Source organism: Paraburkholderia sp. ZP32-5, from assembly GCF_021390495.1.
GTDB lineage: Bacteria > Pseudomonadota > Gammaproteobacteria > Burkholderiales > Burkholderiaceae > Paraburkholderia.
On record NZ_JAJEJP010000001.1, the window covers coordinates 2,713,049 to 2,730,706 of the forward strand.

The 17,658-nt window shown below is 64.2% G+C and carries 18 protein-coding genes and 1 riboswitch; of the genes, 6 read left to right on the forward strand and 12 right to left on the reverse strand.

Going from position 1 to position 17,658, the window contains the following annotated elements; all coding sequences use genetic code 11:
* Positions 1 to 22: 22 nt before the first annotated feature.
* The gene (locus L0U82_RS11490) at positions 23 to 1,222 is read left to right on the forward strand and encodes an MFS transporter (protein WP_233831012.1); all 1,200 of its coding nucleotides are present in this window, start codon (positions 23 to 25) and stop codon (positions 1,220 to 1,222) included.
* Positions 1,223 to 1,263: 41 nt separating this feature from the next.
* Here L0U82_RS11490 and L0U82_RS11495 read toward each other — a convergent pair whose 3' ends face one another.
* The 5 genes from L0U82_RS11495 to L0U82_RS11515 form a co-directional block, all read right to left on the reverse strand.
* Positions 1,264 to 1,695 (reverse strand): response regulator, encoded by a 432-nt coding sequence (locus L0U82_RS11495; protein ID WP_233831015.1) that lies wholly within the window; start codon positions 1,693 to 1,695, stop codon positions 1,264 to 1,266.
* Between the two features lie 20 nt (positions 1,696 to 1,715).
* Positions 1,716 to 2,348: a response regulator gene (locus tag L0U82_RS11500; protein ID WP_233831017.1), complete on the reverse strand. Its 633-nt coding sequence runs from the start codon at positions 2,346 to 2,348 to the stop codon at positions 1,716 to 1,718.
* Between the two features lie 221 nt (positions 2,349 to 2,569).
* Positions 2,570 to 3,115 carry a ferritin-like domain-containing protein gene (locus L0U82_RS11505; RefSeq protein WP_233831019.1) on the reverse strand — a complete coding sequence of 182 codons (546 nt, stop codon included), beginning with the start codon at positions 3,113 to 3,115 and terminating at the stop codon, positions 2,570 to 2,572.
* Between the two features lie 257 nt (positions 3,116 to 3,372).
* A complete protein-coding gene (locus L0U82_RS11510) occupies positions 3,373 to 3,534 on the reverse strand; it encodes a DUF1328 domain-containing protein (RefSeq protein ID WP_006052455.1) in 162 nt (53 codons plus the stop codon).
* A gap of 108 nt (positions 3,535 to 3,642) precedes the next feature.
* Positions 3,643 to 3,819, reverse strand: coding sequence for a DUF1328 family protein (locus L0U82_RS11515; RefSeq protein WP_233831021.1), 177 nt, complete (start codon positions 3,817 to 3,819; stop codon positions 3,643 to 3,645).
* A gap of 236 nt (positions 3,820 to 4,055) precedes the next feature.
* Between L0U82_RS11515 and L0U82_RS11520 the strand changes: the two genes are divergently transcribed.
* Positions 4,056 to 5,510, forward strand: coding sequence for a sensor histidine kinase (locus L0U82_RS11520; protein ID WP_233833241.1), 1,455 nt, complete (start codon positions 4,056 to 4,058; stop codon positions 5,508 to 5,510).
* 225 nt (positions 5,511 to 5,735) lie between these two features.
* Complete coding sequence (locus tag L0U82_RS11525) at positions 5,736 to 5,873, forward strand: entericidin A/B family lipoprotein (protein ID WP_233831023.1); 138 nt, start codon at positions 5,736 to 5,738, stop codon at positions 5,871 to 5,873.
* 275 nt (positions 5,874 to 6,148) lie between these two features.
* On the opposite strand, the gene L0U82_RS11530 is transcribed toward L0U82_RS11525, so the two are convergent.
* Positions 6,149 to 6,943: a DUF4397 domain-containing protein gene (locus L0U82_RS11530; RefSeq protein WP_233831025.1), complete on the reverse strand. Its 795-nt coding sequence runs from the start codon at positions 6,941 to 6,943 to the stop codon at positions 6,149 to 6,151.
* A 311-nt stretch (positions 6,944 to 7,254) separates the two neighbouring features.
* Between L0U82_RS11530 and L0U82_RS11535 the strand changes: the two genes are divergently transcribed.
* Positions 7,255 to 9,303 (forward strand): NADPH-dependent 2,4-dienoyl-CoA reductase, encoded by a 2,049-nt coding sequence (locus tag L0U82_RS11535; protein WP_233831027.1) that lies wholly within the window; start codon positions 7,255 to 7,257, stop codon positions 9,301 to 9,303.
* 40 nt (positions 9,304 to 9,343) lie between these two features.
* Here the strand turns inward: L0U82_RS11535 and L0U82_RS11540 are convergent, their stop codons facing one another.
* The 6 genes from L0U82_RS11540 to L0U82_RS11565 form a co-directional block, all read right to left on the reverse strand.
* Entirely contained in the window at positions 9,344 to 10,273 is a 930-nt protein-coding gene (locus L0U82_RS11540) for an EamA family transporter (RefSeq protein ID WP_233831028.1), read from the reverse strand.
* Between the two features lie 367 nt (positions 10,274 to 10,640).
* Entirely contained in the window at positions 10,641 to 10,889 is a 249-nt protein-coding gene (locus tag L0U82_RS11545) for a pentapeptide MXKDX repeat protein (protein WP_233831029.1), read from the reverse strand.
* Positions 10,890 to 11,019: 130 nt separating this feature from the next.
* Entirely contained in the window at positions 11,020 to 11,835 is an 816-nt protein-coding gene (locus tag L0U82_RS11550) for a molybdopterin-dependent oxidoreductase (RefSeq protein ID WP_233831032.1), read from the reverse strand.
* 72 nt (positions 11,836 to 11,907) lie between these two features.
* Positions 11,908 to 12,546: a cytochrome b/b6 domain-containing protein gene (locus L0U82_RS11555; protein WP_233831035.1), complete on the reverse strand. Its 639-nt coding sequence runs from the start codon at positions 12,544 to 12,546 to the stop codon at positions 11,908 to 11,910.
* A gap of 60 nt (positions 12,547 to 12,606) precedes the next feature.
* Positions 12,607 to 13,539 carry a DUF1223 domain-containing protein gene (locus tag L0U82_RS11560; RefSeq protein WP_442793613.1) on the reverse strand — a complete coding sequence of 311 codons (933 nt, stop codon included), beginning with the start codon at positions 13,537 to 13,539 and terminating at the stop codon, positions 12,607 to 12,609.
* A 169-nt stretch (positions 13,540 to 13,708) separates the two neighbouring features.
* Positions 13,709 to 14,173, reverse strand: coding sequence for a hypothetical protein (locus tag L0U82_RS11565; protein ID WP_233831037.1), 465 nt, complete (start codon positions 14,171 to 14,173; stop codon positions 13,709 to 13,711).
* Positions 14,174 to 14,905: 732 nt separating this feature from the next.
* Here L0U82_RS11565 and L0U82_RS11570 point away from each other — a divergent pair.
* A complete protein-coding gene (locus L0U82_RS11570) occupies positions 14,906 to 15,307 on the forward strand; it encodes a GreA/GreB family elongation factor (protein WP_233831038.1) in 402 nt (133 codons plus the stop codon).
* Positions 15,308 to 15,446: 139 nt separating this feature from the next.
* Positions 15,447 to 15,564: riboswitch (TPP riboswitch) on the forward strand.
* Positions 15,565 to 15,725: 161 nt separating this feature from the next.
* Positions 15,726 to 17,657, forward strand: a complete 1,932-nt coding sequence (thiC, locus tag L0U82_RS11575) for a phosphomethylpyrimidine synthase ThiC (RefSeq protein ID WP_233831040.1) — start codon at positions 15,726 to 15,728, stop codon at positions 17,655 to 17,657.
* Position 17,658 lies beyond the last annotated feature (1 nt).

Genomic DNA, 17,658 nt, shown 5'->3' on the forward strand with positions numbered 1-17,658 from the left:
CGGTCCGACGATCCCATCTGTCATGTCCACTTCCGACGCTTCCTCTTCCGCGACCTCCAACCGGTCGTTGCGCGGCCTGCTACTGCTGCTCGCGACGATCGCCGGCGTGACGGTCGCGAACATCTATTACAACCAGCCGCTGCTCGATAGCTTCCGTCAGTCGTTTCCGGCCGGCGCGTCGTGGGTCGGCGCGGTACCGACCGTCACGCAGCTCGGCTACGCGGCCGGCATGCTGCTGCTCGCGCCGCTCGGCGACCGCTTCGACCGGCGTCTGCTGATCCTGCTGCAGATCGCCGGCCTGTGCGTCGCGCTGATTGTCGCGGCAGCGGCACCGACGATCTCCGTGCTGATCGTTGCGAGTCTTGCGATCGGTGTGCTGTCGACGATCGCGCAACAGGCCGTGCCGTTCTCGGCCGAACTCGCGCCACCCGCCGAGCGCGGTCACGCGGTCGGCACCGTGATGAGCGGGTTGCTGCTCGGCATTCTGCTCGCGCGGACCGCGGCGGGCATCGTCGCTCAATACTTCGGCTGGCGCGCGGTGTTCGGCGTGTCGGTTGTCGCGCTGCTCGTGCTGGCGGTCGTCATCATCTTGCGCTTGCCGAAAAGCAAGCCGACCTCGTCGTTGCCGTACGGCAAGCTGCTCGTGTCGATGTGGCATCTGGTCGTCGAGCATCGTGTGCTGCGTGAGGCATCGCTGGTGGGCGCGGCGATGTTTGCCGCGTTTAGCATTTTCTGGTCGGTGCTTGCGTTGTTGCTTGCGGGTGCGCCGTTTCATTTGGGGCCGCAGGCGGCTGGGTTGTTCGGCATCGTCGGCGCGGCTGGGGCGATGGCTGCGCCGCTTGCCGGGAAGTTTGCGGATCGGCGCGGGCCGCGCTCAATCATTACCTTGTCGCTCGCGCTCGTTGCGATTTCGTTTGTGATTTTTGGGCTGTCGGGGAAGAGTATTGTCGGGTTGGTGATCGGGGTGATTATTCTCGATGTCGGGGTGCAGGCTGCGCAGATTTCTAATCAGTCGCGGATTTATGCGCTGAAGCCTGATGCTCGGAGTCGCGTGAATACTGTTTATATGGTTACGTATTTTATTGGCGGGGCGCTAGGGTCGGGGGTTGGGGCTGTGGTTTGGCCGCTGTTTGGGTGGGCTGGGGTTAGTGTTGCCGGCGTCGTGTTTGCCGGGCTCGGCGCGTGGATTCATTTGCAGAGGGCGGCGCGGGCGGCGCAATAAACCCGCTTGTCGAGCGCGGCTTCAGCATTCGGGTAGCGCGTTCACGCGCCGTCGCGACGCCCTTGCGCATACTCGTGCAGAGCGTCGAGGACGCGGTCGAATTCGAATGATTTGTCGTAGAAGTGGCGGATGCCATATTGCTCGCAGCGCTCGCGGTAGGCAGGCAGTGCGTGATTCGTTAACACCGCCGCGAACATCGATTCGATCAATCCCTCGCGTTGCAGGTACGCGAGCACCGGGACGCCTGAGCCCTGTTTTAGTTGCAGGTCGACGATTACCGCGTCGAAGGGTTCGTCGCCCAGCAGGGCGATCGCCTGGTCCGCTGAGTCGGCGTAGGCGGCTACGCGTAGCAGGCCGGACGAATCGATTTCTTCCATCAGGCTGCGGCGGATCAGCGGCGAATCCTCGATCAGCAGCACGCGCAACGGCGCGCGGCGGGCTGATTCGGCAACGGGGTTCGGAACGCTCTTCATCGGAATGTCTCGGTCATCCGTCATTCGATCAGGCCGTTCTTGATCGCGTAATAGGTGAGGTCCGCGTTGTTCGCGACGCGCATTTTCTCCAGCACGCGCGCGCGGTATGTGCTCACGGTCTTCACCGACAGATGCAATTCCTCGGCGATCTCGGTCGGCAACTGGCCGGCCGCGAGTTTGCAAAAGATCTGGAATTCGCGCTCCGATAACGCTTCGTGCGGGCGCCCCGCCGCAGGCTTGTCGAGATTGTCGGCGAGCGCATCGGCGACCGCCTCCGACAGATAGCGATGCCCGCGCGCAACCGAGCGGATTGCTCGCACGATCTCCTCCGGCTCGCAGTCCTTGTTCAGATAACCGTTCGCGCCCGCGCGCAGCAGGTTGATCGCGTACTGGCTTTCCGGATAGCCAGACAGAATCAGCACGCCCTGCTCGGGGCGCAGCTGTTTGATCACACGCAATGTGTCGATGCCGTTCTTGTCCGGCATCGCGATATCCAGCAGCACGACGTCGAACGCCTGTTCGCGCACGAGCCCGATCGCTTCCTCGCCGGTCGCGGCCTCGGCGGCCACGCACATGTCGGGCTCGTCGGCGACGAACTGTCTGAAACCGCCTCGGACGATCGCGTGATCGTCAGCTATCAGCACTCGAATCATCGGTTGGGTTGTCCGTGCAAAGGCAGCGCGGCATGGCGCCGAAGCACACATTGTAGTGGCGCGGGCGCGGGTCCGGCGGGAATGCCGCAATGGGTGCTCGCATAACCGCGCACCTGAGCACCCCCGGCGCGCAGCCATGCTCATTCGAACCGCGCCCGTCGCCGGTGCGCCCCGCTGACTTCATCGCCTCACTTCATCGCCTCATGCGCGCCGCGCGCGGGTCATTCGCGTCCTTCGAGCAGATCGGCCATATCGTCCGCATGCTCCTCCTCGACCGCGAGGATCTCTTCGAACAGCCGCCGCGTGGTCACGTCCTTGTCGCCGAGATAGCGAACGATCTCGCGATACGTATCGATCGCGATGCGCTCGGCAACCAGGTTCTCGCGGATCATGTCGGTCAGATCGCGGCCTTCCTTGTATTCCGAATGCGCGCGCGTCTTGATGCCGTCTGGCGCGAAATCGGGCTCACCGCCGAGCTGCACGATACGCTCGGCGATGCGGTCCGCGTGTTCCTGTTCCTCGGTCGCATGCTCGGCAAACTCGGTGGCGACCGCCTCCGAATTGATGCCCTTCGCCATGAAGAAATGGCGTTTGTAGCGCAGCGTGCAGACGATTTCGGTCGCCAGCGCGTCGTTGAGCAGCTTGAGCACCGTGTCGCGATTCGCGCCGTAGGTCGGCGTGACCGGACCGTCAGACATATGCTTTCTCGCGTCCTCGCGGATCTTTTTGATGTCCATCACGAATGTGTCGCCAGATTGCTTCGTCATCGAACTTCTCCTTTATCCGGTATGGGGGAATTGGGCATCCGCATGAATCGCGCCTGATGCACCGGCAACGCAATACAGCGCTTATTGCGAACCAGGCGAGCTCGCAAAGAACTCATTGAGAACTGAGCGAACTCGCGGGCCAGGCGCCTCAGCGCGTCAACCGCAACAGAGCGCCCGGGTTCGCGCGCCTTTCTTTGTTTATCGGCTACACCGATTTGCGTACGCCGTATGTATTCCAGGCGTACGCATTCGCGCGGCTAGGTTCGGAACACGCCGAGCAGCAACGTGACCACGAACACGACCAGAAAGATATAGAACAGGATCTTCGCGATTTCAGCCGCGCCCGCCGCAATGCCGGTAAAGCCGAACACGGCGGCGATGATCGCAATCACGAAGAAGACGATGGCATAGTGAAGCATGGCGATTCTCCCTTTTGTTGGTATCGGCTATCGGCAAACCGCTCGCCCGCCATCGAGACGACGCACGCGCGGCCTGCCCCACGCCAACGAACGCTAATCGATCAAACGCTAATCGATCATTTTCTTGGTGACGATGAAGCCCAGCACGAGGAACACCACGCACAGCACGACGAACACGAAGAACAGGAACTTCGCGATCGCCGCCGCGCCGGCCGCGATGCCGGTAAAGCCGAGCAGACCGGCGATCACTGCGACGACGGCGAACAACAGTGCCCACTTCAACATGATGGCGACCTCCGAAACATTGAATGAACGATCAGGTCCATGCTATCGATGAGGGTCGGCGCGCGCATTCCGACGCTCGCCGTTTTTCGTGTGAGAATCCGCTTACATTGGATTACGACCGCGTTACGCGGCGCACGTGATACCGATGATCGAGACCGAGGGAGTCGAACGTGTCGAAACCGCAGAACCTGCAGCAAGCCGACCATCCGCACGCCGCGACGCGGCTCGCCGAGTGGATGCGCAACCGCAGCTGGGCGATCGCGATGACGGTGGCGATCGTCATCACCGTGGGCGGCCTCGTGATTCTCGAGACCGCGCGCCAACGCATCACCGCCGAATACGAAACCGCGCTCGAAGCGCGCGGCGTGACCGTGCAGCTGAGCACGCTCGCGAGCGAACTATCGCGCCTTGGCGCGCAGCAAAACGCGTTTCTTCTGACGAAGGACGATGCGCGCGCCCATGCGTTCTGCGCGAGCGCCGCGCGCATCCGCGAAAGCACCCGGCAACTGGAGCAGTTTTATCGCGGCGGCCGCGCCGACAGCGCGGAGCTTGCGAGCTTCACGCAGATTCTCGCGCTGATCGACGCGCGTATCGGCGCGGGCGTCGCCGCATTGCAGCACGCGGCACCCCATCCGCTCGATCTCAGCGCATGCGGCAACGCCGCCCATCTCGATGCGGCCGATGCGTCGCTGATCGACAGCACGCTCACGCTGCTGCGCGACAACGAAGAGCGCCGCGCGCAGCATGCGCTCGCCGCGAGCCGCGCCGATCAGCGGCTCTCCACGTTGTGCGCGGCGGGATTGTCGGCGTTGAACATCGTGTTGTTCATTCTGCTGTTTCGCAATCTCGGCATCCAGATCGACCGGCAGGCGCGCGCGCAACGTCAACTGATTACGCAGCAGGAAGAACTCGACCAGCTCGTCAACGAACGCACCCGTCAGCTCGAAGCGCTCGGCTGGCATCTGCAGGCGGTCAGCGAAAACGAGAAGACCCAGCTCGCACGCGAACTGCACGACGAACTCGGCGCGATTCTGACCGCGTGCCGGATGGACGTTGCGTGGGCGCGCCGCAAACTGAAGGACAGCGACCCTGATCTCGCCGACAAGCTCAAGCGCGTGCTCGCGAATCTCGATCAGGGCATCGCGCTGAAGCGCCGCATCATCGAGGACATGCGGCCGACCGTGCTGGCCAATTTCGGTCTCGTGACCGCGCTGCGCACGCTCGCCGACGAAGCCGCGCAGCGCAACAACTGGGCGCTCGAATTGCATCTGCCCGCCGACGATATCCAGCTCGACGAGCAGACCGAAATCGCGCTCTTTCGCGTCGCCCAGGAATCGCTGACGAACGCGGCGAAGTATGCGCGCGCGTCGAAAGTATCGATTGCATTGCGGGTCGACGATGGCGAGGTCGCGCTGCATATCGCCGATAACGGCGTCGGCATCATGCCCGCCGATCTGAAGCGCACGCATACGCATGGCCTGCTCGGCATGCGCCAGCGCGTCGCCGCGCATGGCGGGCGCTTCGACATCCGCCGCGGCACGCACAACGGCACCGACATCGACGTCGTGATGCCGAGCGTCAGCACCGCGACGCCGTCGGTCGACTTGCCGGCGTCGCCGTTGGCGCCGGCAACATCACCGGCCACACCGCCCGCCGCGGCACCGTCGGTGTCATCGCAAAGCCCCGTGTAGCAAGGCCCCACGGCATCCGTCGAAATACCTTGTAGGACTGCGCCGACGCAAACACCGGAGCACGCCTACAACAAAATCGCTATGCGGCCGACAGCGCGGCCCCCGCCCTTTTTTTACCATGCAATCAGGCCGGTTCGAAACCTCGATACCGGATCGAGACCTGAACGACTGGCACGCCCCGGTCGGACGACATCAACTGATGCATTCTCGACAAGGAGAACTTTCATGACTCGACTGATCGCTTTACTGGTGCTTGCGGGAACGGTAATGCTGGCCGCCGGTTGCAACACGATGGCGGGAGCCGGCGAAGACATCTCGAAGGGCGGCAACGCCATCACGAACTCGGCTGAAAAGAACAAATAAAAGCTGACACGCACATGGCATCTTGAAGGCCCGTCGCGGGATCTCCGCGACGGGCTTTTTGTCGTCTTTTTTTGTCGTTCGCTTCTGATTGCCAGCAGTGCTAGCGCGCGTTATCCGCGCCCATAAAAACGAAACGGCGATCCACTCGCGTGGATCGCCGCGTCGCCCTCCGCTGCAGTGCGTAGCCCGCAGTTTGTTATCTCAATCCCAATCGCAATCACGAGCGCGTGCGCTGATACACGCACGCGCAGCCACAGCCTGCTATTCGCGCCGCGTCATTGACCGGTCAGCGTATTCGACAGTTCGACGCTCGGCGTGCTCGTGTTGCCGTTCTGCGCGATCAGCAGATGAATCTGCCCCGGCAGAAGCTGGGTGATCGCACCGCCGATCGGCACCGACGTGATCAACCAGTCGGCGTTGTTCGACAGCGAGAATGCCGCCGACTGGAAGATCGGCGTCTTGCTGCCGGCCGCGGTCGCGATCAGCACGTACTGGCCGCCCGATACGTAGATCGAATCCTGGCCGCTCGGCGGCACCGCATTCTTGAACGACACGCCGGCGATCGTCGGCGACACGGAGGCGATGCTGGTCGAGTTCGCCTGCACCAGATACAGGTCGAGATTGGTCGCGTTCGCCGATGCATTGAAGCCACGCAGCCGCGCGCTATTGGTCAGCAGTCCCTTGTCGAACGGATCGTCGATCAGGCCGATATCGGGCGCGGCCAGTCCAGGCAGCGCGAGCACCGTGTACTCGTGACCTTTCGCGGCATCGGGGAACGTGCCGCTCGCGAGCGCAGTCTTGGTGCCGGTTGCCGCATACGCGACGCTCGTCGAGCCGGTGTTGATGTTGGTCAGATTCGTGACGCCCTTATAGGAGATGTTGGTCTGCCCGGAAGGCGCGGTCCCGTTGACGAGGAAATCCACCGCGGGTCCGCTCGGAATGGCGTGAATGAAATGGATCTCGGGATTGGTCAGCCCAAGCTCTTTGCCGGCGTCGTCGGAGCCACCGCCGCATGCGCTCAGAATCGATGCAACGGCAACGACCGCCGTCATGGTTCGGATCATTTTCATTGTGTTCACCTGTCTCTATGTTGGGCTCTCAACCCATCGCCCATTGATATGCGGGCTTCCGCCGCGACCCGCGCGGACACCCCCTCCCATCCGCCCGATACGGCACGCCGATGATTCGAGTGGCGCAAGCCGAACCGATGTGGACGCTCGCAATGAGCAATGCGTGTGCCGCGAGGGTCGGAGCGACATATGCGCGCCGACAGGCACGCCGAACGACAACGCTTCGCGCGGATTTAGAATTTTTCCTCGGCGCTGCCGCACACCGCGCGGTGTATCGTTCGGGCGGCTCCCTTCCTTACACGGTCTGCTGAATGTCTTACCAACACTTACTCGCCGAACTCGACCTGGGCTTCACGAAGCTCTCCAACCGCGTCGTGATGGGTTCGATGCATACCGGCATGGAAGACCGCTTCTGGCATTACCCGCAACTCGCCGCGTACTTTCGCGAGCGCGCCAAAGGCGGTGTCGGGCTGATCATCACCGGCGGCATTTCGCCGAATCGTCAGGGCTGGCTGCTGCCGTTCGGCGGCACGCTGAACTCGGTGTTCGACCTGCGCAATCACCGGCTGCTGACCGAGGCCGTACATGCCGAGGGCGGCAAGATCGCGCTGCAGATCCTGCATGCGGGCCGCTATGGTTATCAGCCATTCGTCGTCTCCGCTTCCGCGCTGAAGTCGCCGATCTCGAAGTTCAAGCCGCGCGCGTTGAGCGTTGCCGGCATCGACAGGACCGTGCGCGATTACGCGCGCTGCGCGCGACTCGCGCAACGCGCCGGCTATGACGGCATCGAGATCATGGGCAGCGAAGGCTATCTGCTGAACCAGTTCCTGTGTCCGCGCACGAATCAACGCACCGACCGCTACGGCGGCAGTCTCGAGAACCGCATGCGGCTCGCGCGCGAGATCGTCGAACGGGTGCGCGCGATGTGCGGCGAACGCTTCATCGTCGTGTACCGGCTGTCGCTGATCGATCTGGTCGAAGGCGGCAATACGTGGGACGAAACCGTGCAGGTCGCGAGAGCGCTCGAAGCGGCCGGCGTGACGATGTTCAATACCGGCATCGGCTGGCACGAGGCACGTGTGCCGACCATCGTGACCTCGGTGCCGCGCGCGGCGTTCGCGTCACTGACCGCGCGTCTGAAGGCCGCGGTCAGCGTGCCGGTGATCGCGTCGAACCGGATCAACACGCCGGAGATCGGCGAAGCCTTGATCGCCGACGGCGCGGCGGACCTCGTCTCGATGGCGAGGCCGCTGCTCGCCGATCCCGAGTTCGTGCTGAAGACCGCCGAAGGCCGCGCGCACGAGATCAACACCTGTATCGCGTGCAACCAGGCGTGCCTCGATCACACGTTCCGCAATCAGCGCGCGAGTTGCCTCGTGAATCCGCGCGCGGGCCGCGAAACCGAATTGATCTACCGACCACTCGCGACTTCCGAGGCCGTGCGTTCGATCGCGGTGGTCGGTGCCGGGCCGGCCGGATTATCGGCGGCGGCGGTGGCCGCCTCGCGCGGGCATCGCGTGACGCTGTTCGAAGCGAGCGACCGGCTCGGCGGCCAGTTCAATCTCGCGATGCGCGTGCCGGGCAAGGAAGAGTTCAGCGAAACGATCCGCTATTTCGCGAGCCAGTTGCAGCGCCATCATGTCGACGTGCGGCTCGGCACGCGGGTCGATGCGGCGCTGCTCGCCGCGGGCGGCTACGACGACGTGATCGTCGCGACCGGCATCGTGCCGCGACGGCCGGCGATCGCCGGCATCGACGGGGCCAACGTGCTGTCGTACGTGGACGTGCTGCGCGGCGCCCCGGTCGGCGAGAGGGTCGCGGTGATCGGCGCGGGCGGCATCGGCTTCGACGTCAGCGAGTTCTTGCTGCATCGCGCGGGCGACCCGCTGCCGGTGCCGCGCGATACGTGGCTCGATGAATGGGGTGTCGATCTCGCGGTGCGCGAGCGCGGCGGTCTGAAGCCGGCTGCCGCGGCAAGGCCCGCGCGGCAGATCTGGCTATTGCAGCGCAAAGCCGGCAAGCTCGGCGCCGGGCTCGGCAAGACCTCGGGCTGGGTGCATCGCGCGACGCTCGTGAGAAACGGTGTTCAGATGCTGGCCGGCGTCGAGTACCGGGAGATCAGCGCGCGGGGTTTGCGGATCGCGCGCGACGGTGCCGACGAATGGCTCGACGTCGATACGATCGTCATCTGCGCAGGGCAGGAATCGCTACGTGAGCTGCTGCCCTCCGCGGCCGATGGAGCCCATGGTCAACGCAACGATGGTCCGCGTTTTCATGTGATCGGCGGCGCGAAGCTCGCGACTGAACTCGATGCGAAGCGTGCGATTCGCGAGGGCGCGGAGCTGGCGGCGGCGCTTTGAAGCGCTACCCCAAGGCTCCGGGGCCACGCGTCACCACACGTCACGCGCCGTGCTTTTTCCGGTAATCGAACCAGAAAGACAGCCCCACGCTGGTCAGAATCACGATCGTCGCGACCACCGTGTAACGCGTGACCGCCTCGCCGAGCAGCAACGCGCCGAGCACGACCGCGACCACCGGATTCACATACATGCAACTGCTCGCGATGATCGGACTGGTGTGGCGAATCAGGTAGCCGTATGCGACATACGCGGCCACCGTGCCGATCAGCATCAGATAGACGAATGCGACGATCGGCAGGAAATGCAGCGTGAGCATCCGTTCGCCCGACACCCACGCGACCAGCGTCGAGATCGCGCCGCCGAGGCCGATCTGTAGCGCGGTGGACAGAAACAGGTCCGACGGCAGCTTCAGTTGTCCGGCCAGATGCGCGCCGCCGGCCCAGAACAGCGCGCCGCACAGAATCGCGAGACTGCCGCCCGCCGAACCGGGCGCGCTGTCGCCGTGACTCAGAATCACGATACCGACGAGCCCGAGGCCCACCGCGAACCATTCGCCGCGGCCGATCTTGCGACCGGCGACAGCCGCGATCACGGTCGCGAACAGCGGTACGGTCGCGACCATCACCGCTGCTGTACCGGTGCCGACCGTGCGCATCCCGTACGCGAGCATGCCGCTCGACAGACCGACGAGCATCGTGCCGACCAGTCCCGCGTTACGGATTTCGGCGAAGCTCGGCGGGATCGGCTTGCGGCGCACCGCGAACACGAACAGACCGATACCCGCGAACAGATTGCGCAGACCGGACAGCAGCAACGGCGGAAACGAGCCGAGCGCGACATGGATCGTCAGATAGGTCGAGCCCCACACCAGATAAACGACGGCGAGCGCGAGCGCAATCTGCCCGTTGCGCGACTGCGGCAAACGGATCGGCCACGCGCGCGAAGAAAAGCCTGGGCGTTGCAGCGACATGGGTTCAGCGTGGCCGTGCCGGGCAGCGTGCCGCGACTGCGCTGAAGACGGTCGAACGAACCGGCGCACGCCACGGCGGCGATGCGGTTCGATTGGCGGAACTGACGGGCATGTGGGGGAAGCGGAAAGACGATAGACGGCCGGGAAAGGCCAACGCAGGAGCACCGCATTATGCAGTAAGCGCCCCGCGCATCGCTCGGGAGAATCGTAACTTTTGGCGTGCCTGCAACAGAAAAGCCGGGGAAGCCCCGGCTTTTCGCTTACTTCGAACTACGCGACTAATTCGGCCGGGGCACGGCGTCGCCTTGCCCCGGTGAAATCCGCGCGAATCGTTCAGGACCCGCGCTCAGGACCTGCGCTCAGGACCTCAGTTCGCCATCGCGCCCGACGCCTCGTGCTTCATGCCCATCGCGCCGCCCTTCTTCATCGAATCGTGCTTCATCGCGTCCTTTTTCATGCCGTCCTTCGACATGCTGTCTTTGGACATCGAATCTTTCGCCATGCTGTTCTTCGACATCGCGTCGTTGGACATCGCGCCGCTCGCCTGCGCGAAAGCGGTGCCGGCGCCCGTCAGCAGCGCAACAGTCGTGATAGTGGCGATTGCAATCTTTTTCATGGGATGACTCCGTAGTAGGTAGATCGATCAAAAACCGGCCAGCGCCGGCGTATTTCCGAAGCCGCTGCCGCGAGCGTTCGCGGGCGCCGCGTGCATCGCACAACCTGCACGCGCGCCGCTACCGCGCGCGTCAGGAGCCTCCGAACCAGTTGTAGCCCTGGTCGACCCAATAGCCGCCAGGGTAGGTGTTGGTGACGAATATCTCGACGATGTGCTTCGGATTCTTGTAGCCGAGCTTGGTCGGCATGCGCAGCTTCATCGGGTAGCCGTATTGCGCCGGCAGAAGCTTGCCGTCGTACGAAAACGTCAACAGTGTTTGCGGATGCAGCGCGGTCGGCATATCGATGCTTTCGTAGTAGTCGTCCGCGCATTTGAAGCCGACGTATTTCGCTGTCGTGTCCGCGCCGACGCGTCGCAGAAAATCGCTGAACGGCGTGCCGCCCCAGCGGCCGATCGCGCTCCATCCCTCCACGCAGATATGCCGCGTGATCTGCTCCGCGTGCGGCAGCGCGTAAAGCTCGGGCAGCGTCCACACGCGCTGGCCGGTCACGAGACCGCTTACCTTCAGACGGTAGCCGTCACCGTCGACCTGCGGCACCTCGTCGACGCCGTAGAACGCGTTGAACGGGAACGGCCGCGTGATCTGCGCCTCGGTATAGGTCGGCGCAAGCTGCCGAGGGTCGAACAGCGCGGCCTGCGCGCGGTCGTTCAGCCGCGATACGGCGGTCAGGAAGTGATTGACCGACGTGTCGTCGGTCAGCGAGCAACCGGTCAGCATCGACAGTCCGCCGAGCGTCAGCAACTGCTTGCCGAACAGGCGGCGTGACGGCATCGCGAGTTCGCGCCGCGCATCGATCAGGATCGACTCGCGGTCGAGCTTCTGAAGCGCGTTTTGCGCGGGTGGGGCCGCCGGGTCGGCCGGGGGTTGAGCGAGCGGCTTGGTCATGATTCGAGGTCCGTTACGTTAGCGTGTTGCTTCGCTTGAAGGTCGTGAATCGGTATGGGCTCGGCTGCGCGCTCATCGTCCGCGCAGCATCGCGAGCAGCGAGCGCGGCACCAGCGCGACCATCACCAGATGCACGGCGAGAAACGCGGCAAGCAGCGACATCGCGCAGAAGTGGACGACGCGGGCGTTGTCGTAGCCGCCCATCAGTTCGCGCAGCAGCGGAAACTGCACCGATTTCCAGATCGCGAGCCCCGACAGCACCAGCACGATCAGGTCTGCGATCGCGAAGAGGTAGGCGAATTTCTGCACCGCGTTGTAGATGCGCAGATCGTCGTGCGCGAGCTTGCCGCGCAGCGCGGCGACGAAATCGCGCAGCACCGCGGCCGGCGTGAGCGGCCAGAACTTGCGCACGAAACGCCCGCTCGCGAGATTGAGCGCGACGTACACGAGGCCGTTGAACACGAGTAGCCACATCGCCGCGAAATGCCATTGCAGCGCGCCGCCGAGCCAGCCGCCGAGCGTGATCCCAGGCGGAAAGCTGAACGCCGGGAAGATCGGCGACGCGTCGTAGATGCGCCAGCCCGACAGCATCATCACGATCGCCGCGAGCGCGTTGAGCCAATGCGTGATGCGCACCCACCGCGGATGAATGACGCCACGCTGGTTCGGTGCGGCCGGCACGCTGTTGTGCAGTGCATGAGGGGTTGCCATGAGACTCTCGCTGTAATGGGGATCAGGAATGCGGCAGGCCGGATATCGATGGCATTCCGGTCAGTTGCAGGCGGGCAGGTCGGCGGCTTGCAGCACGTCGCCGGTCGCGTCGTTCTCGACGAAGGCCACCACGCCGAAGCGCTTGGCGGGCGCGTGTGCGTTCGCGTCGGTGGGGACGTCGTCGATATGGACGTTCTGACGAATCCGCGCACGGCCCTCGACCAGCGGCACCGGGCCGATCCATTGCCGCACGACGCGCTCGTGATGCAGCGTCGCGCCACGGTTTTCTCCGGCACCCACTTGCGACATCAGCGAGTTCTCGTAGACCGCCAGATAGGCGCTCAACGGCGCCGCAGTGGATGTGGCCTTGCCGTCGAACTGGGCATCGACGCCGAACACGCCCGGCGTTCCCGGTATGCCCGCCAGCCCCGCCGTGGGCGGCGTCAGCGCGAGCGCGATATTCGCCTGCGCCGGCTCGGCGACGAGTTCGTCGATACGGCGCGCGAAGCTGTCGCGTTGCGACCAGTCGCGCAACTCGCGGCCGGCGACGAATACTTCCGGGGTGTAGATCGTGTGCGCGCCCGCGAGATGGGTCAGCGTCTGCTGACGCTCGGTGAAGCGATGCTGCGCAAAGCGATCGGTCCAGCCGAGGCCATCCCAGTAGTCGACATGCAACGCGAGCGGCACGACGCCGGGCGCGGCGCCCGCGCTTTTCCATTGACCGAGCCAGCGGTCCGCGGGCGGGCAGCTATCGCAGCCTTCGCTGCTGTAAAGCTCGACGAGCGCCACGCGATGCGCGGGGCTGCGGGCGGTGCAAAGGTGCTCGGCGGCGTTGGCGGCGACGCTGCTGAAGCTGAGCAGCATCAGCGCGAGACCGCATGCGAAACAGGACGCGGCTGCGGATGCAGCTTTGAAAGCCGCTCTGGATGCGGCTTTCACCGCGACCGGCAGTTTGAAACGTTGAAGTGCCGGGCGACTAAGCGCGGTTGACATGACGTGCTCCAATCAGGAATTGCACGTTTGTCGAACCGCGCGGCGAGTTATGACACGCTCGCTTTAAATTTTTTTTCGGGCAGACGAGCCGCGTGAATTTCCCCGTCGGCCGCGCGCCGATTCATTGACGACCAGCCGCCAGCTACAAGCCGGCCGGCCAGCCCGCCCCTCACTCGTAGCTGACGACAACCGCCACGCGCGTGTCGGCGCTCGCGCCCTTCGCTTTAAGCGTCAGCACGCCGCCGGTGCGGCTCACTTCGTAGTGACCATCGCGGGCGGTCGTCACGCGTCCGCTGCCGTCGACGAAACGCGCCGCGACGAGATCGTGCGCCGCCGCATTACCGTTGACTTCGAACGCGACATCCGCGCCACTGCCGACGCCAGGCGGCGCGCTGAACGTCACCGATCGCATCAGCCCCTGGCCGGCCACGCTCGCGCCGCTGACTCCTGCCTGCGCACCGGCGGGCATCGCATCCGCGCTGATCCGCAGTTGCGGCGCGACGATCATGCCGACAAACCGGATCACCCCGCCATTCGCCGCCGATACCGCCAGCGGCGCAGCCAGTAACGCCGCGGCTGCCACCGCCATCGCGCCCGTGCTCAACGTCCGCCATTGCCTCGTTTCCGCTTTCATGCGCACCTCTCCTGTCAATCGGCTCGAATCGCCTTGAATTGCCTCGCACCATTCACCCACTGTCCCGCGCGATGCGTCGCGCCAGGCAGTGGCCTTCGTTGCATGCTCAATAACGGCACTTCTTTCGAGTGGCTTGAACGCCTTGCGCACGACTACTTTGGCGGTTCGCCTATTCGCCGCTCCCTCCGGATTGCGGCGCACGAAAGAGGCTCGCCGAGCCGCGTGGCGTCGCCACGGGAAAGCGCGTCTGACAGCGTGCTAACATCCAGCTTTCATCTGTTGCTTTGCAGCGCTAGCGGGTGCTGGCTCTCTGGCCCTTTCGCACCGCGCGCGGCTTCGCTTTGCTTCATTGCGCACCGCGCGCCTGCCCGCTTCCGCGCACCAAGTTGTCCGCGTTTTTTCAACGTTTTTTCAACACTTCTTCAATCACCTGGCCGCTTTCCCGTGACTCCGATGCGCCGACCGACTTGCCACGCTCTCACCCGCCTGCGCCGCTGCCGCGCGAGCGGCTGCGCACGTGCGAGCGTCGCCCCACGCACTACCGGCGAAACGACCCCCACGCCCCCGCTTCCCGCCGCCCGGCGCCCGTTCTGACGCAGCCCTCCGATGACCCGGGCCGCGCGAGCGGGCTCCGGGCTCATCTGATGCGTGACCGGCTTATCCCTTATTTGCATGCCACTGCGCGCGCCGCCGCGCGTCGCATCCAATGCACACCGATACGGAGCACTCTCCATGAAAAAGACCCGCACCTGTTACCTGACCGAACTCGACGTCGCTCGTCTCGAAAAGCACGCGGCCACGGACGCGAAACTGCAGGACATGCTCGATGACGTGCTCGAACGCGCCGTCATCGTCGATTCGCGCGAAATCCCCGCCGACGTCGTCACGATGAATTCGCAGGCGACGCTGGTCGACGAAGCAAGCGGCGAGCAGATGACGTGGACCGTCGTCTATCCTCCCGACGCCGACTTCGCGCACGGCCGGCTGAATGTGTTCTCGCCGGCCGGCCTCGCGCTGCTCGGCGCGAAGCGCGGCGAGCGCATCCGCTTCACGCCGCCGAGCGGCACGCAAAAGGAACTGAAGCTCGCGCGCATCCTGTATCAACCGGAAGCCGCCGACGATTTTTCGCGGTAAGCCGCGCGCCGGGCCTCATCGCCCGGCTTCATACATCACGATCCGATTCGGCATAGGAAAAAAATAGGACATCGCCGACGGATCGCGAATGGCAATCTGACAGGTTGCCAAACGGCCGGCCGCCGGTGTATCGTGTGCGCTGCTAACGCGGGGGTCCTGCGTTGCACGGAGCTGGAGGTCCGTGCTGCGTGGGTGAGAAATACCCTTTGAACCTGATCTGGATAATGCCAGCGCAGGGAAGCGTACGGATCTCGCACTCCAGCCTTACCGCCTCATCCCTCTTGCGATTTCCGACTACTTCCGTCTCGTCTCCTGCTTAGCGGTCCCCCACAAGGGACCAGCGAAGTGCTTTGCATTGGACCGGCATCGGTGCATTGCACACGCTGGTCGAGCGCAACGAGTTGCATGGAGATACCGCATGAACGCCAATCCGAAGTTCCTTTCCGCCGAAGCCCACGTGGACGAAGCGGCCGTCGCGCCGCTGCCGAATTCGCGCAAGATCTACGTCAGCGGCTCGCGCCCCGACATCCGCGTGCCGATGCGCGAAATCTCCCAGGCCGATACGCCTGACAGCTTCGGTGGCGAAAAGAATCCGCCGATCTACGTGTACGACACGTCGGGCCCCTACTCCGACCCGGACGCGAAGATCGACATCCGCGCCGGTCTGCCGGCGCTGCGCGAAGCGTGGATCGAAGAGCGCGGCGACACCGAGCCGCTGACCGGTCTGTCGAGCAGCTTCAGCCGCGAGCGCGCCGCCGACCCGGCCACCACGCAACTGCGCTTCCCGGGCCTGCACCGCACGCCGCGCCGCGCGATCGCGGGCAAGAACGTCACACAGATGCACTATGCGAAGCAAGGCATCGTCACACCGGAAATGGAATACATCGCGATTCGCGAGAACCAGCGCCGCGCCGAGTATCTGGAGAGCCTGAAGGCGAGCGGCCCGAACGGCACGAAACTCGCCGCGATGATGGGCCGCCAGCATCCGGGCCAGGCATTCGGTGCAAGCGCATTCGGCCCGAATGGCCTCGCGGCGATCACGCCGGAATTCGTGCGTGACGAAGTCGCGCGCGGCCGCGCGATCATCCCGAACAACATCAATCACCCTGAAAGCGAGCCGATGATCATCGGCCGCAACTTCCTCGTGAAGATCAACGCGAATATCGGCAATTCGGCGGTCACGTCCTCCATCGGCGAGGAAGTCGACAAGATGACGTGGGCGATCCGCTGGGGCGGCGACACGGTGATGGATCTGTCGACCGGCAAGCACATTCATGAAACGCGCGAATGGATCATCCGCAACAGCCCGGTGCCGATCGGCACGGTGCCGATCTATCAGGCGCTCGAAAAGGTCAACGGCAAGGCTGAAGATCTGACGTGGGAAATCTTCCGCGACACGCTGATCGAACAGGCCGAGCAAGGCGTCGACTATTTCACGATCCATGCGGGCGTGCGTCTGCAATACGTGCCGCTGACCGCGAACCGGATGACCGGCATCGTGTCGCGCGGCGGCTCGATCATGGCGAAGTGGTGTCTCGCACATCACAAGGAAAGCTTCCTGTACGAGCACTTCGAAGACATCTGCGAAATCATGAAGGCGTATGACGTGGCCTTCTCGCTCGGCGACGGTCTGCGCCCCGGCTCGATCTACGACGCGAACGACGAAGCGCAGCTCGGCGAACTGAAGACGCTCGGCGAACTCACGCAGATCGCGTGGAAGCACGACGTGCAGGTGATGATCGAAGGTCCGGGCCATGTGCCGATGCAGTTGATCAAGGAGAACATGGACCTGCAGCTCGACTGGTGCGAAGAAGCGCCGTTCTACACGCTCGGGCCGCTCACGACCGATATCGCGCCGGGCTACGACCACATCACGTCGGGTATTGGCGCCGCGATGATCGGCTGGTTCGGCACCGCGATGCTGTGCTACGTGACGCCGAAGGAACACCTCGGCCTGCCGAACAAGGACGACGTGAAGACCGGCATCATCACGTACAAGCTCGCCGCGCACGCGGCCGACCTGGCGAAGGGTCATCCGGGCGCGCAGGTGCGCGATAACGCATTGAGCAAGGCGCGTTTCGAATTCCGCTGGGAAGATCAGTTCAATCTCGGTCTCGACCCGGACAAGGCGCGCGAATTCCACGACGAAACGCTGCCGAAGGATTCGGCCAAGGTCGCGCACTTCTGCTCGATGTGCGGCCCGCACTTCTGCTCGATGAAGATCACCCAGGACGTGCGCGAGTTCGCCGCGCAACAGGGCGTCAGCGATAACGAAGCGCTGCGGAAAGGCATGGAAGTGAAGTCGATCGAGTTCATGAAGCAAGGTGCCGAAATTTATCAGCGGCAATAAA